At 39.4% G+C, this 15,014-nt stretch carries 11 protein-coding genes; 1 reads left to right on the plus strand and 10 read right to left on the minus strand.

Features of this window, described 5'->3' with window-relative positions; all coding sequences use genetic code 11:
* Positions 1 to 6: 6 nt before the first annotated feature.
* The 6 genes from WHS63_RS05915 to WHS63_RS05940 form a co-directional block, all read right to left on the minus strand.
* Positions 7 to 999, minus strand: coding sequence for a PAS domain-containing protein (locus tag WHS63_RS05915; protein WP_445204305.1), 993 nt, complete (start codon positions 997 to 999; stop codon positions 7 to 9).
* 54 nt (positions 1,000 to 1,053) lie between these two features.
* Complete coding sequence (locus WHS63_RS05920; protein WP_445204306.1) at positions 1,054 to 1,971, minus strand: PAS domain-containing protein; 918 nt, start codon at positions 1,969 to 1,971, stop codon at positions 1,054 to 1,056.
* Between the two features lie 82 nt (positions 1,972 to 2,053).
* Positions 2,054 to 3,688, minus strand: a complete 1,635-nt coding sequence (gene groL, locus WHS63_RS05925) for a chaperonin GroEL (protein WP_445204307.1) — start codon at positions 3,686 to 3,688, stop codon at positions 2,054 to 2,056.
* 35 nt (positions 3,689 to 3,723) lie between these two features.
* Positions 3,724 to 4,002 carry a co-chaperone GroES gene (locus WHS63_RS05930; RefSeq protein ID WP_369489950.1) on the minus strand — a complete coding sequence of 93 codons (279 nt, stop codon included), beginning with the start codon at positions 4,000 to 4,002 and terminating at the stop codon, positions 3,724 to 3,726.
* A 548-nt stretch (positions 4,003 to 4,550) separates the two neighbouring features.
* Positions 4,551 to 5,924 (minus strand): LPP20 family lipoprotein, encoded by a 1,374-nt coding sequence (locus WHS63_RS05935; protein ID WP_445204308.1) that lies wholly within the window; start codon positions 5,922 to 5,924, stop codon positions 4,551 to 4,553.
* A 5-nt stretch (positions 5,925 to 5,929) separates the two neighbouring features.
* Complete coding sequence (locus WHS63_RS05940) at positions 5,930 to 7,312, minus strand: tetratricopeptide repeat protein (RefSeq protein WP_445204309.1); 1,383 nt, start codon at positions 7,310 to 7,312, stop codon at positions 5,930 to 5,932.
* 219 nt (positions 7,313 to 7,531) lie between these two features.
* Between WHS63_RS05940 and WHS63_RS05945 the strand changes: the two genes are divergently transcribed.
* Positions 7,532 to 8,179: an NUDIX hydrolase gene (locus tag WHS63_RS05945; RefSeq protein WP_445204310.1), complete on the plus strand. Its 648-nt coding sequence runs from the start codon at positions 7,532 to 7,534 to the stop codon at positions 8,177 to 8,179.
* Positions 8,180 to 8,224: 45 nt separating this feature from the next.
* Here WHS63_RS05945 and WHS63_RS05950 read toward each other — a convergent pair whose 3' ends face one another.
* The 4 genes from WHS63_RS05950 to WHS63_RS05965 all read right to left on the minus strand — a co-directional run bounded on the left by WHS63_RS05950 (position 8,225) and on the right by WHS63_RS05965 (position 14,943).
* Positions 8,225 to 8,689: a hypothetical protein gene (locus tag WHS63_RS05950; RefSeq protein ID WP_445203244.1), complete on the minus strand. Its 465-nt coding sequence runs from the start codon at positions 8,687 to 8,689 to the stop codon at positions 8,225 to 8,227.
* Positions 8,690 to 8,827: 138 nt separating this feature from the next.
* A complete protein-coding gene (locus WHS63_RS05955; protein WP_445204311.1) occupies positions 8,828 to 10,519 on the minus strand; it encodes an RNA-binding domain-containing protein in 1,692 nt (563 codons plus the stop codon).
* 15 nt (positions 10,520 to 10,534) lie between these two features.
* Positions 10,535 to 14,011: an Eco57I restriction-modification methylase domain-containing protein gene (locus WHS63_RS05960; RefSeq protein WP_445204312.1), complete on the minus strand. Its 3,477-nt coding sequence runs from the start codon at positions 14,009 to 14,011 to the stop codon at positions 10,535 to 10,537.
* 554 nt (positions 14,012 to 14,565) lie between these two features.
* Positions 14,566 to 14,943 carry a GxxExxY protein gene (locus tag WHS63_RS05965; protein ID WP_445204313.1) on the minus strand — a complete coding sequence of 126 codons (378 nt, stop codon included), beginning with the start codon at positions 14,941 to 14,943 and terminating at the stop codon, positions 14,566 to 14,568.
* Between the last annotated feature and the right edge of the window lie 71 nt (positions 14,944 to 15,014).

Below are 15,014 nucleotides of genomic sequence, written 5' to 3' on the forward strand. Positions count from 1 at the left end.
TATGTTTTAAACATTCATGGTTAGCTCAAAGCTGAAGCCTTTCTTGAAAGGTTCGCTATTAACCCTGTATTTTGCCTTAATGGAGTTAAGCCTTTCAACTATGTTTATCAAACCAATACCCTTTGATTTCTGCATTTCCTTCTTAAAATCGAAACCCTCCCCATCGTGAGTGTACGTGAGTGTTAATTTTGAGTTCTCAAGGAAAAGCTTAACGTATACATTACTTGCATTCGCATACTTAATGGTGTTATTCAGAAACTCTTTTAAAATCCTGTAGCAGGTAATTTCAATTATCCTGGATAATCGTTGATTTTCAAGATTATGATCAAAATGGATATTGATAATACTGTTATACCGTTCAAAATGACGAGTAAGGGCAATCACCAGACCGTCAGTTAGTAGGTTTTGTGGGCTTAAATTGTGTGAAATCTCCCTAACGCTGGCAATGGTGTCGCGGAGTATGTCTTGCATACTGGCAACCAGTTCATCCTGATTGCCTTTATGGTTAGCTAAAAGCGAAAGGTACATGTTAAGGCTTGAAAGCAGGGGGCCCACATCATCGTGCAAATTACTGGCAAGCCGCTGCCTTTCCCGTTCTTCCATTTCAGCAACCGCATTTATTTTTTCACGCTCAAACCTTTGCAGCAAGGTTAAATCGTGTATTACAACTTGATGTAAGCTTTCCCCAAGATCGGTAATTGAAGCAATGCTTGCCTCAACCGGAAATGGTTCTGATTGATTCCGAAGCATTATTAATTCAAACCGATTAGTAGGGATAATTTTATTATCTGCAAAGAGATTGAAAAAGTTCAGTGAGTTACTATCGCTTTTCGAACATAGGTCAGCAATGTTTTGACCTGTAATTGAATCGGATGTGTATCCAAAAATTTTTGATGCTTTTAGGTTTGCATCAACAATTAAACCATTTTTCGCAACTATAAGTATTGGGTCGTTGGCCATTAAGAATAGAGTTCGGTAACGGTTTTCAACCTCCAGCAACTCTTCGTGTAACTTTTTGTAGATGGTAATATTGGAGTGTGTACCAATAACTCTTTAGGGGAAACCATTGGCTTTTCGTTCAATAATTCTAGCACGGGTTTGCAACCATTGCCATTGTCCATAGTCGTCTTTAAATCTATATTCTGCCCAAATCACTGGGGTTTCACCTAAAATATGGTTACGTATTCTTTCGAGCAAAGGTTTTCTATCGTCGGGATGTATGCGTAATAGCCAATCCTTTAGGGTTTTAAAGTTGTCTTTTGAACTAATTTTTACTACGTCATCAAACTTTTCGCTTACAAAAAAGCTACGATTAGTTAGGTTGAAATCCCAAACCACCTCATCTACACTCGATATGGCAAGGTTTAGCCTCGACTCGCTTACTTCAAGTTTACTATAAGCCTGAGCAAAACTTCGGTTTATGAAGCCAACTATAACAACGGTTACAATTAAATAAGAAAAAAAGAAAATACCTCTAGTAAATAGGTGGTATCCGTCGTAGGCAAGAAAATTAAAGTTTAAATCGAAGGTGATCCAATGCTTGTAAAATGCATATAGTGAAAAGCTAACAGTAATCAATGATATGACAATGGCAACCAGTCCGTACCTAAGCCCAAAAAGCGCAGTAAGTATTACCGATACAATAAAAAGTATTAACATGCCAAACCCCATCAACCCGAAGGTGTGAAGCGATAGGATTCCAATTAAGAAAAAATAAGCCAATAGGAAAGTTATACGCAATTGGTAGTGAAAACGTGTCTTAAAAATATATGTAATGGTAACAATTACAGCAAAGACTACATCGATAAGAAAAAGTGGTTTAAATCCAATGGTAAAAAGACGAATACCTGACAATGTGCATGAAGGAATGGCAACAAGCATGGCAATTAAATGAAGCTTGTCAGAAATATTTTTTCGGGTTTCTTCAAAAATTTGATTTACAAAAGCAGGGTTCTTTTTCTTACTGGACATGACAGGTAATATTTGGAATTAACCAAATATAAAAAAACGGAGGGAATTATCCCTCCGTTTCCACTATATTTTGCCATGAATTTTACATCATGTCCATACCGCCCATTCCGGGGTTACCCATTGGGGCAGGTTTATCTTCCTTCTTCTCGGTAATTACGCATTCAGTGGTAAGGATTAAACCGGCAATTGAAGCGGCATTCTCAAGGGCTACACGGGTAACCTTGGTTGGGTCAATAACACCGCTCTGGAACAGGTTCTCAAAGCTGTTGGTTTGAGCATTGTAACCAAAGTCGGCTTTGCCCTCCTTAACCTTCTGAACAATTACTGAACCTTCAAGGCCGGCGTTAGCCACAATCTGGCGGAGAGGTTCTTCAATAGCCCTCTTCACAATCTGGATGCCAGTAGTTTCATCCTCATTGTTACCCTTGAGGTTCTCAAGAGCTTCAATGGCACGGATGTAGGCAACTCCACCACCGGGAACAATACCCTCTTCAACAGCGGCACGGGTAGCGCTAAGGGCATCGTCAACGCGGTCTTTCTTTTCCTTCATTTCGGTCTCGGTGGCAGCACCAACATAGAGTACGGCAACACCACCAGCTAGCTTAGCCAAGCGCTCCTGTAGTTTTTCGCGATCGTAATCGGAGGAGGTGTTTTCAATCTGGGTGCGGATTTGAGCCACGCGCTTATCGATGGCTTCTTTCTTTCCGCCACCGTTAACAATGGTGGTGTTCTCCTTGTCAATGGTAACCTTTTCGGCACGGCCAAGCATATCCATCTTAGCGCTGTCAAGGCGTAAGCCTTTTTCCTCGCTAATTACCACTCCACCGGTGAGGATGGCAATATCCTCAAGCATTTCCTTGCGACGATCGCCAAAGCCAGGGGCCTTAACGGCAGCAATCTTTAGCGAGCCACGTAGCTTGTTAACAACAAGGGTAGCAAGGGCTTCGCCTTCAACATCCTCGGCAATGATGAGCAACGAACGACCGTTCTGAGCAACTGGTTCCAGAATAGGAAGCAAATCCTTCATGGTTGAAACCTTGCGGTCAGTAATCAGTATGAGGGGATTTTCCAGAACGGCTTCCATCTTTTCAGGGTCGGTGATGAAGTATGGCGAGATGTATCCTCGGTCGAACTGCATACCCTCAACAACCTCAACGGTTGTTTCAATACCTTTAGCCTCCTCAACGGTGATAACACCTTCCTTCTTCACCTTTTTCATTGCCTCGGCAATGAGTTTACCTATCTCGTTATCGTTGTTAGCCGATATGGTAGCAACCTGTTCAATCTTCAGGTAGTCGTCGCCAACCGATACCGATTGCTTTTTGAGGTGTTCAACTACTTTGGCTACAGCCTTATCGATACCACGCTTTAGGTCCATAGGGTTAGCACCAGCGGTAACGTTTTTCAAACCAACGTTAACAATGGCTTGTGCCAGAACGGTAGCAGTGGTAGTACCATCACCAGCATTGTCCGCGGTTTTGGAGGCAACCTCCTTAACCATTTGTGCCCCAACGTTTTCAAGAGGATCGGGGAGCTCAATTTCCTTGGCAACGGTTACACCATCCTTGGTTACCTGCTGCGAACCAAACTTCTTCTCAATAACCACGTTGCGACCTTTGGGGCCAAGGGTAACCTTTACGGCATTTGCCAGCTGGTCAACACCCTTTTTAAGCCTGTCGCGTGCTTCGATGTCGAAGGTTAATACTTTTGATGACATAGTCTATCGTTTTTTAATTGTTTACAATCAATGATTTAGATAACAGCCAAAATGTCGGATTGTTTCATGATGAGGTAATCCTTACCATCGATGGTGATTTCTGTACCTGCATACTTGCCATAGAGTACAACATCGCCAACCTTTACCTCCATGTTAACATCCTTGGTGCCAGGACCAACTGCAATGATGGTTCCTTTTTGTGGTTTTTCCTTTGCGGTGTCGGGAATGTAGATTCCGCTCGAGGTCTTTTCTTCGGCCTCCATGGGCTCTACTAGCACTCTATCGGCTAGAGGTTTTACCTTTACGTTCGACATAGCTTCTTATGTTTTTTAGGTTTACAACTAGTTTTCCAAAATTTCACGTTAAGGTTATTTACACATCGTGTGCCAAACCTTAAAACTGACTTTTTTGCATGAAAAAACTGACAGAATTATGTCAGAGGAAAGTTAAAAGTGGCAGCAATGGCAGGAATTGAAGTTGATAGTTGATAGTTTTTGGTTGACAGCTGTTCTAAGTACTTTGTCATGTTGAGCGCTAGCGGATCATCCCATTGTGGTCTATTACAGATCCTTCGCTGCGCTCAGGATGACAAGTGTAGTTGATGGTTGATTGTTGTTAGTTGATTGTGGGGGAAATGGGTTGGAATGAACCGGAATGAACGGAATGATTAGGAATGGTAAAATGAGCGATTAGAGTGCATTAAACCGAAATGCGTATCCTGAAATATTTTTACAGGAAATTTGTCAGTAGAAACAATTTGTTAAGATGTTTTTTGTGTTTCAAATGACCAATAGCGGTTTTTAAAGCAAGCTGAACACAAAAAACCAAACACTACTAAACACTATACACTATAAACTGAACACTAATAAGCTCTATCGCCTTTGATTATCCTCTCAATAAGTTCCTCAACTATGTTGCTCTCAATGCGCTTTGCTGCATTGGTATAAGCATTTACGCCTGCCGTTTGTGCTTCAAAATGCGAGGCATTTATACGGTCGGTACTGTGAGAGTAAACTGTATTGCCGCTTGCATTGGTTACGGTAACTTGTAGGTTCAGGGAAACCTGGATATACTGACCGCTTTGGCCAGTTTGCCTGGTTGATGAGTTTATGTTGATCCTGTAATCCGCTTCGGCTGGGTTTTCGGTTATGGGAAAGCCTGCTTCAAGGATTTTCCGTTTAAGCGATTCGGCAAGTGGCTTACGTTCTATAGCTGCACCTAGGTTGGTTTCGGTGGATGACACAATGAATTTTGGCCTGATTACGTTGACCTGCGTTTCGGCCGATGGTGTTTTAAACCTGGCAAGAATTTTGCCTATAGCAAAATCGCGAGTGGCTTCCTTTACAATCGATTCAAAATCAAATTCTACCGAAATGGTTTCGCTTAGCTTGCGGGAGCGAACGGCATCAATGCTAAACGATGCTTCACCCCGATTATTGGTGATAATCCTGTTGTTGGTAAGTGGACGTTCAGTGTAGTTGATTTTTAGCGGAATTGATTTTTGTGGCATGCCGTTACTACTGGTAACAAGGTATGTGAGCTGGTTGCTTTCAATACCAAAGCCTAACTTAACGTTAACAACTTTAGGTCCATTTAGTGTTAGCGAATTTAATGTATTTGTTAGGGTAGATATAATCTCGTTACCCAGAAAGATTTGCTTATCGCGATATGTTGCCGTAATGGTTTCGGCAAAAAATGGCTTAATAGGTTCCAATGCCTTAATGAGCATTAGCAGTGCAGTTCGGGAATCGTTCCCATCAATGGCTGCAATGGCCTTATCGTAGAAGTCGAGCGATTTGGCCGCTGCTGCTGTCTTTTTCTCCTCAACCATTCGCCTGTAGGTATCCTTTGATAGGCGATAGTAGATCCAGTAGGTGTTTTGGTCTTCCCAGCTATCAACCACCTCGTAACCTTCAAGTTCCTTTTGTGCTTCAGCCCTAATTGATGACCGGAAATCTTCAGAAAAGTAGTTTTGGCTTTCAAAGGCATTTAGCACCGATTGTGATGAAATGGAAACCGAAATATCGCTAGCCAGGTCGGCAAGAGCGCTCTGCTTGGCAGCCTGCTGGTAGTCAGGGGTTGTTTTTCGGGCGGAGCCTATTCCAATGTAGTAACCGGCCTGAGTGGGACGTCCCTGAACCCACGATGGGGTGATAGGTGCTTGTGCAACTTTTTTATTCCCTCCGCATCCCAGCATTATTGCTGTTACTAGCGGTAATACCAGTATCCGTTTCATCGTTTTTACTCTTCGGGGTTGTACTGATTGATTTTTTGTGCTGTTCGCTTTGCTATATCCTCAATGGCGTTTGACATGAGTGTGTTCATGCTTGCAATATCGCGTTTAGCTTTAAGTAACTCCTGTAGATTTCGCACATCGAGCTGGTTGTCGTTAATTACATCCTTGGGCGAGTCGGCATTTATTTTTTCCCAGTAGCCGGGAACCAGCTTGGATGATGGACCATCGAATGTGGCATAGTTAACCTCATCGGCTTGGTTGCTCCGGATGAAATCCGATACCATTACTGCTCCCGTTTCGGTTGAGGTAAGCTGGAACTTTAGGGCAACCGATACGCTATTCTTTTGGTTGTAAACCCAGTAAATAACCTTGCGGTAGGTGACATTAACCTTTTCCTCGCCGGTTTTAGGATCCTTGGTTTTAGTTTCCTCGCGGATATATCCCCGTTTTTCGGTCTTATTTAGCTTGCCTTGTGTCGCTTCAATAACCGAAACGTCGCCGCTTAGCAGGGCTTTTGCAGCAAGTAATTTACCTATCTCAAGGTCGGAACCTGTAGTTACACTTCGTTGCTGTTCCTCAATTATTTTATCGGTACTCTGAACATCAATAACCTTAATGAATGGGTTATTTAGAGCGTTTAGCTTGCTTACAACTTCGGCCTGAACCGATTTGGCAATGCTTTCAGTACTGTAGGTTGTTGATTTAAAGTCGGTAACCCTTATGGTAATGGTTGCCTTTTGCAGGGCTTCATCGCGTAAATCGCGTGAATCCTTATAGTTGGTGAACTCTTTTACTATTTTATCTAAATTGGCATAGGCCTTACGGTACTGGGCGGCATCCATGAACTGCTTGGCTTGCCTGTATAGTGGTTCGCATTTGGAAACCTTTAGCATATCCTGCGTATTTCCATAATCGGGCTGAAGGCGTTTAACCTCCGTAAGCAGCGACTCGGCATCCTTGAACTTTTCTGCATCCAGTAGGGTTTGAGCTTCGGAGTATATCTTTTCAACGTATTTGGGCTTTGCGTCGTTAAAGTAATCGGTTGCCATATTCGATATGGAAAGCTCAACGCCAAGCGATGCGGCTTGGTTTTTAAAGCTTTCAGCATCGAGGTATGAGTAAACAGCTTGTTTAAGGTCGTCGTTCTCGTATGCTTTAATAACCTTTAGCGAACGCTCATCCAGCACGCGTTGGCCTGCGCGTTTAAGGCCAATAATGGCATCGATATTATCGCGCTTGGCGGTAAGCGAACGGATGTAAGCATCGGCGGCTTGCTCCCACAAACCGGCTTGCTCAAACTTCATTCCCTTTTTGGCATACTTTTTTGAGGCACACCCGCCACCAACCAGAACTGTTGCTGCTAGAAGTAGGAGTAAAAGTCGTTTCATAGGCTAATATTGCTTTTGGTTAATATTCTTTAAGAAGCATGATATCAATGGGTTAACATTAAAATCAATTTAAGTTAATTTAAGTACTTTCATTCAACCCTTAAATATAGACAAATTTGGCAAACCTTTTTTCTGGTTTTGCTTTAATATCATTTTTTGTGATGTAAGTAATCAAAAAGTAAGCCAAAAAGCTAATTTTGAAAAACAATACCAACTGATGTGAGCAGTTCAGCGGTAAGAATTGTTAAAGGAATAGAATTAAACCTGGGAAAACCTTTGCCCGGATATGAGGCGCAGAAGCGAATGGAGCCATCGGTTCGTGCCGATTTGCTTGGGAATACTACACCCAACATGGCAACACGGAAAAGCGCTGTAATGATACTGCTTTACCCCTCCGGCCAAGGGTTGGACTTTGTTCTGATTAAGCGCCAAACCTACGATGGTCCCCATAGCGGACAGGTTAGCCTCCCTGGTGGTAAGGTCGACGAGAGCGATACCAGCATTGAGGGAACCGCACTGAGGGAAACCTATGAAGAGGTTGGAGTTGAACCCAATCAAATTACTATTCTTGGTAAGTTAACGGAACTATTTATTCCTGTTAGTAATCTTCTGGTTCAACCATTTGTAGGCATAGTTGCTCAGAAACCACAATTTTCACCCAACCTGCAGGAGGTTGAGTATATAGTTGAGGTTGATGTAGCCCATTTGCTGGATGACTCAAAAAAATCAGTAAAGGTGATAACCTCCCATGGCCGCCCAATAACCGCACCCTATTATAGTTTCCAGAACGAGATGGTTTGGGGGGCCACCGCCATGATTCTCTCGGAATTTGAGGAGGTGGTGAGGAGAATAATTACCGAAAAGTAGGCAAGGTCTATACTGATTTGTTTGAGAAACTATTTAGCGAAAGGACTATATAAGTTTAGTAATTGGTTTATTTGTTGATTTTAATAGCATATCAAGGTTCCCGCCTTTTTTTACAAAACCAACTGTTATGGTATCGGCAAGTTCAATCATCATTTTATTTCTGATTTCTGCTGTTTGTTCGGTTACACGTTTAACTGTTTTATTAAAAGGTGTTATTATTAAGATTCTTCCTTGTTCTAACGGTGTTTTAAATTCTGGTTCAACTTTTTCCTTTAATCCACGGGCTAATGCAATTATTATAGGCTGTTTCCCTTTTAATAAATAATACAATACATCTTTCTCTAACTGGCTATGAAAACCGCTGATAACACAATTACCTTGCTCTCTTTGTTCGATAGCCCAGTCATAGCACTTTAAGACCACAGAGGCTGGTACCTTGCGACTGCAGAGAAATGCTGTCTTCTCCAGTTTTAATAATTCTTCATTCCCAAATAGTTGTTCAATCTTCATTTTCAACACAGTTATATAAGATTTCTTTACAAACTCCCCGCTTTTTTAAATCGAACTCCCCCTCTTTATATTTTAATGTTTGTTCTAACACAATCTTTATCAGCAATTTCGTCATAAACTACTTCCTGCTTTTTCACCTTAAATCCGATGACCTCCCAAAAAATCATTACCTCGTTGTGTAATCAAATATGCCTGATTTGGATCGTTGGGTTTCTCAGGGATTGTGTATTGAAGCAGACCATTATCCCTGAGAGGTTTTATATAATCATCTCTAAAACGATCTTTGTCTTTGTAGCCAAGGGTTTTTGTAAGTTCTTCAAGACTTGCTGGTTCAAGGGTTAATATTAATATACCCAGAATTGTTTTGCCTCTTTTCTTTAATAACTCCCCGCTTTTTTCCTCCCAACTCACCGCTTTTTTAACTCTTTCAATCTGTATGTTGTTGATAATCAAAAATCTTAATTTATCTAACTCCCTGCTTTTTTCTTCCCATGTCATAGCAAGTTGTACTGCCAATAAATCAGTATCTGTCAACTCTTTAAATTCTGAGTTAAGTGGTATATTCTTTAATATATTTAATTTTCGTTCCCCTACCTGATTGGAATTTAACCGGGCTAAACCAATAAACATGGCGTATCTACTGCCAATTCTGTCAATAATCAGGGGAATAGTAGTTATAAACGTATCGCCTTCAATGAAAGATGGTTTTGCACCGGGAGTATAGATATTTAAGTACTTGGTAATATTTTTTACCCCTGAACCTATTTCGTCTGCCCAGTTTAATTCGCTGAAAAACCTTCTAATATTGGGGTTTTTAGGTTCTGCACTGAATGTGTCTAAGTCCAAAGGCCCAGTGAATCGGGGTTTATTGGGATTTTTTGCCTCAACCCTGTCGGTATAAATAATAATCTCGCTTGCCAGAGCGGTATTATACTCTCTATGAATAATAACATTGGCCACCAGTTCTCTGAAAATCAATTCCCGCAGATCTTTTCGCTGAGTTTCTTCAATATAGAACTTTTCAGGCCATTTTGATTTTACAAAATCTAAAACTTTAATGTAAGTATCTACAAGGTTTGTTCTTAGTGGCGGAAGACGATCGTCCCATCGGTCGGTGTTTTCCCTGCGCACCATTACATCTAACTTATATGCGGGCAGAATATTACCTATAGTTTCGTCTTTCCCGAAAACCAGAGCAGATGCAAGGGTTAAGCCTTCCTCTCCTGTTGAAAAATCTCGTCTTATGAAATTAACATCGCGTAGTATTCTTTCATCAGTAGCAGTGAGCCATGGATGCGTAGTGTTTACGGCCGCAATAAGCTTTCTGACCTTGGCAAACACATCCGTACTCAGATGCTCCATTTTTAATTCGGGGAATATCTGCGTTTCGGTAAAACTTTGTCGCTTCCTGAAATATATTTCGCCTATTTGTCTTTCATCGATAACCTTAATATCGCTATCGTTTTCGCGGTCATAAATAATTCCTGCATGTTTATGCACCAGCGAGCTTACAGGAACCCGGATATAAAGAATATTTTTCCCCTCATATTCTGCATCTCTTACAGGCAAAGGGTATGGCGGATTGATTACATCGGGGTTATTCAACGCGGTAACAATATTTTGTTTCAGTTGCATAATATTGGCGGCATCGAGCCCAGGAACAACACCGTTATCCGTAACACCCAATAAAATAATTCCTCCCTCTTTGTTCAGAAAAGCGCAAACGGTATCGTATAAAGTAGCAGGGACTCCAATCCGGGCTTGTTTAAACTCAATGCGCGTACCCTCGCCTTTATCCAAAAGTTGTTTTATTTCTTTTTCTGTAAGCATTTTATAAATTCAAGTTTATTCCTCCTCTCCATTCTCCATTTCCTTCCCCATCCTATACTTAATATCGTAATTGATAATAAAATCCAACTCCTCTTCAGTAAATCCATAAAGTTCTGCTAATACGATATCTATTTCATCAATAATGAACTTAGACAAACGTGGATAAAACTCTTGATATTCAATTGTGCCTTTAGTTTTATAATTAGTTTTTTTTAGAATAGAATTTGCTTGATAGTTATCTTCTAATTTTACAGAAATTTGTTCCAGTTTGAATCTTTTTTCTTCAGTAACTCTTTCAATTTCTATGAATCTAAAATCACAAATATCTTGTTTTGTTAGATGATAACAATCAGAAAAAATAAACCAATAATAATTAAAAAGATTCGAAGAAATAATTCCTTGCGCGATTCGTTTGCCAAATGTGAACGAAATTGTATTTAATGTTGATGAATCTTTTAACACACCATTCTCTTTAGTAATAGGTTTTGTCGTATAACACATCCTATAATAAGCATTACCCGCATTTTTATAATATAAAATATCATGGTTGGAATTTGTTAAATAAACACCCAATAATCTATTTTTTAGTAACTTATTTAAAATGCTCTTTTCAATTTCATAATGAATTTTCTTGAAATGAGATTCTTTAATAAAATTTGTTGAATCACATAAACTTAAAGTTTCAAATAAGAAACCTCTTTCTTCATAAAACCATCTTTTATATTTTGATGTCCAGATTTTATTAATTCCATCACATCTTTCTGTATTAAATATACTAAGTTGACTTTTAACACCATCAAATAATTGTCCCGGATTCGAGTCACCCGCAAAATACAAACAACGAGTTAATTTGTTTTTTGATAATATTTTTTGTAATGAACCCATTCTTAAAGTAACTGTACCGCTCATTGGTATAATCATACTTAATCTGCTAGTTTCATTCCCAATGATTAAACATCTTTCGATTACATAAGCATATAAGTTACCACAACTTTCTGTCTCATACCCTTTAATGGTATAATTTTTTTTTACATTTGAATACTCCACATAAGGTGGATTTCCAATAATCACATCAAACCCTCCTTTATCGTGAATAATCTCATAGAATTCGGCAAACCAATGGAAGGGTTGGTGGGTTTTTAGCCATTTGTTGTAAATATTTATTGATGCTTCAGATTTTTCATTATAATCAATATTATAATGGCTTTTGGCAAGTAAAATATTAAAATCGTTACCCAATTGTTTCAGGCGATTATTAAGTTCGTCTTTTGCAGCTTTAAAATCTAGATAATCGTTGTCCTGGTCTAGCTGTATTTCTTTGTATCTTTTAAAAGTACGGGCAACAATTTCGCATTTTTCTTTAATTGAAACTAGCTCTTTTTCATAACCACTCCTAAATTGGCCAGTGATATCTACCTGAATATTCCTGATCAGTTCGGCTTCATTGGCAAATCCTACTAAAGTATTTCCAGCTCTAATGTTAAAATCAACATCGGGTAATGGCTCCAGTCCAAGGTTTGGTTTATAATAGTCAGGGTCAACTGTGGCCACCAGCTTAAGGAACAGACGCAGTTTGGCAATTTCAACCGCTTCCTTCATAATGTCAACTCCATATAGATTGCGGAGTATAATGTTTTTAAAAATAAAGTAGGGTAGGTTGGGGTGGTGTTCGTTTTGCGTTTCGGCAAGCACATCACGAAAGTACTTGAACCTATTGCGAAATGAAGATTTGTCTTTATTATTTTCAAAATCTTCGTCCTCCACAAACGCACGCATACGCATAAGGCAGCTTTCATAAAGGGGCTCAAGAATATTCATGGCGGCAAACAGGAATGCACCGGAGCCACAAGTGGGATCGAGTATGGTAATATTATTTAATGCCTGATAAAAATGCTTTATAAATTCAGGATCACTATGGTTATCTACCACATCCTGAGCAAACTGACGAATATTCAGGTTGTAGGTAATAAAATCGTTAATATGAGTTATTTTACCAGCATCAATCTTTTTGCGTATTTCCCAGTAACGTTTTCTGCGTTCAATGAGTTCACGGTATATTTCAGTTGGAAGGGCAATGCTTTCGGGGGCAGGCTTATTCCATTCTTTCCGGATTTGCCACAGGTGTGGTTCTTCATCGGCAACAACTATTTTGTTTTTTAAGTCAACTCTGAAACCATTGCGAATTTCATCGGGCAAATCGCTCCATAATGGATGATTGGGGTCGTCAAGCGATAAAGAAGTTGAAAAGTTGAGTTTTTCGGTGTCAATCCCTTTCTTAACTGCGTCGTAAATATACGTGTCGCCCGATTCTTTAAGCACCTGCCAGATTTCAGCAAATATGCCTTCGGTTTTAGCAGCACCCTGAGCCTGTCGAAGGGTGCGTTCGGTTTCATCAAACAGGAAAGGTATAATACAGTTTTTACTGATATAGTCGGTAATGTCTTCTTTTGTGTAATATGCACCCATCTGGGCACGGTCGTTTATGTATTTTTCAAAAATGTAACCTATAACATCGGGGTTAATATCTCTTCCGGTAGCTGTAATACGAGTATCGAGATGCCAGTTGTATTGGTCAAAGAAATTAAAAATGTTTTCAAATGCCTCATCGCTAATATCAATATTATCGTATTGCTTCTCCAGTTCGTGAACGTCAAACAAACCACCATTGAGGTATGGAATTTTGCCAATTTCTTTTTTCAGTTCTTCTGATTGCTCGGGAGAACCTAATCCCTGATGAAACAGAGCTAAAAGAAAGTTTTTATAAAAACTGACATAGAATTTATCTTTCCCTTTTTTCTGCTGGCAATAGGTTAATTTATTTTTCAGATAGTCCAGATTATTATCGAGAAATCCTTTTTTTTGAATGAAGTAGCAAAACATCAAACGGTTAAGCATTAATGAGGCATACCATTCACGGTCGGTTACGACTGAAATACCTTTAATAAATTCAATGAATTTTTTATGCTCTTTACGGAAATTCTCATAAAATTTCTTGGTAACCTGTTCAACATTCTTACTAAAGTTTTCATTTACCACATCCACCACATCGGCAATAGTAATATTTTCTTCCTGGTCGAGTGTAAAGAACAGGTTTGAAGTTTTTTGATATAGTAATTCCGGATCCTGACCTTTATGCCAGCGGGTTTCACTCAACCGGGATGGCTTGCCCAATTGCTTGACAAATAATTGCCAGATTTGAGTTGTAAGGTTTTTATCACAAAAAATAATCAAGTGTTCTCGGTATAATTTCCCGATTTTTCGGTCGAGTTGCAAACGGGTAGCATAATCAGGCAAATCCTGATTTTCGGAAGGAATAAAAACCATTATTCTAAAGCCGCTTTTTTCCGCTACAGAATGGAAAATATAGGTTTCTTCTTTAAGTTTAACAGGGGTTTGTTCATGAAGATATGTCCAACCGAGTTGATTGAATAAATTTGTAAAATCAAAATCCTCGATATACTTTTTAAACTGATTTTTACTAATAGTGCTCATAATATTTCTGTTTTTAACCGCAAAGGACGCAAAGATATCGCAAAAGTCGCCGAAATTCTTTGCGTTCTTAGCGTAAGACTTTGCGCTCTTTGCGGTTATAAAATTACAATCCATTAACTATTCTTTAACCGCAAAGTTCGCAAAGAAGTCTCGTAGAGGTCGCAGAGTAAATATTAGCGTCCTTAGGGTAAGCCTTCGCGTTCATTGCGGTTATAAAATTACAATCCATTAACTACTCTTTAACCGCAAAGGGCGCAAAGGTATCGCAAAAGTCGCTGAGATTCTTTGCGTTCTTAGCGTAGAACTTCGCGTTCTTTGCGGTTATAAAATTACAATCCATTAACTACTTTTTAACCGCAAAGTTCGCAAAGAAGTCTCGTAGAGGTCGCAGAGTAAATATTAGCGTCCTTAGGGTAAGCCTTCGCGTTCATTGCGGATATAAAATTACAATCCATTAACTACTCTTTAACCGCAAAGGGCGCAAAGGTATCGCAAAAGTCGCTGAGATTCTTTGCGTTCTTAGCGTAAAACTTCGCGTTCTTTGCGGTTTATTCTTATAATCCATTTACAACTCTTTTTATACCTGATTTCAAAGAAACTACATTAAAATTAATCAATAAACCAAGCTTAAAATTGCCAAGTTTAAGATATGTAAGGGTTTGTGCCAAATGAATATCATTCAGGGCATCAACACTTTTTATTTCAATAACAACTTTATTTTCAACCAAAATGTCTATACGATATCCACAATCGAGTTTTACTTCTTCAAATATTAGAGGTATAGGTTTTTCTTTCACAATTTGTAGCCCTTGTTGTTTCAATTTATAAAACAGACATTCTTTATATGCGCTTTCCAGCAATCCAGGGCCAAGGGCTTTATGTACCTCTATTGCAGTACCAATTATAATATTTGATAATTCGTTTTCAGTCATATATCATGTTTTTTTAACCGCAAAGGGCGCAAAGAAATCGCAAAGTTATCAGAGTTTTTTTGCGTTCATAG

The sequence above is a fragment of the Tenuifilum sp. genome (assembly GCF_037481895.1).
In the GTDB taxonomy this organism is placed as follows: domain Bacteria; phylum Bacteroidota; class Bacteroidia; order Bacteroidales; family Tenuifilaceae; genus Tenuifilum; species Tenuifilum osseticum.

Coding starts and splice junctions, on each gene's coding strand:
- WHS63_RS05935 (WP_445204308.1), bottom strand. CDS start 5,924: ATGAAACGGATACTGGTATTACCGCTAGTAACAGCAATAATGCTGGGA.
- WHS63_RS05940 (WP_445204309.1), bottom strand. CDS start 7,312: ATGAAACGACTTTTACTCCTACTTCTAGCAGCAACAGTTCTGGTTGGT.
- WHS63_RS05955 (WP_445204311.1), bottom strand. CDS start 10,519: ATGCTTACAGAAAAAGAAATAAAACAACTTTTGGATAAAGGCGAGGGT.
- WHS63_RS05920 (WP_445204306.1), bottom strand. CDS start 1,971: ATGTCCAGTAAGAAAAAGAACCCTGCTTTTGTAAATCAAATTTTTGAA.
- WHS63_RS05930 (WP_369489950.1), bottom strand. CDS start 4,002: ATGTCGAACGTAAAGGTAAAACCTCTAGCCGATAGAGTGCTAGTAGAG.
- WHS63_RS05950 (WP_445203244.1), bottom strand. CDS start 8,689: ATGAAGATTGAACAACTATTTGGGAATGAAGAATTATTAAAACTGGAG.
- WHS63_RS05965 (WP_445204313.1), bottom strand. CDS start 14,943: ATGACTGAAAACGAATTATCAAATATTATAATTGGTACTGCAATAGAG.
- groL (WP_445204307.1), bottom strand. CDS start 3,688: ATGTCATCAAAAGTATTAACCTTCGACATCGAAGCACGCGACAGGCTT.
- WHS63_RS05960 (WP_445204312.1), bottom strand. CDS start 14,011: ATGAGCACTATTAGTAAAAATCAGTTTAAAAAGTATATCGAGGATTTT.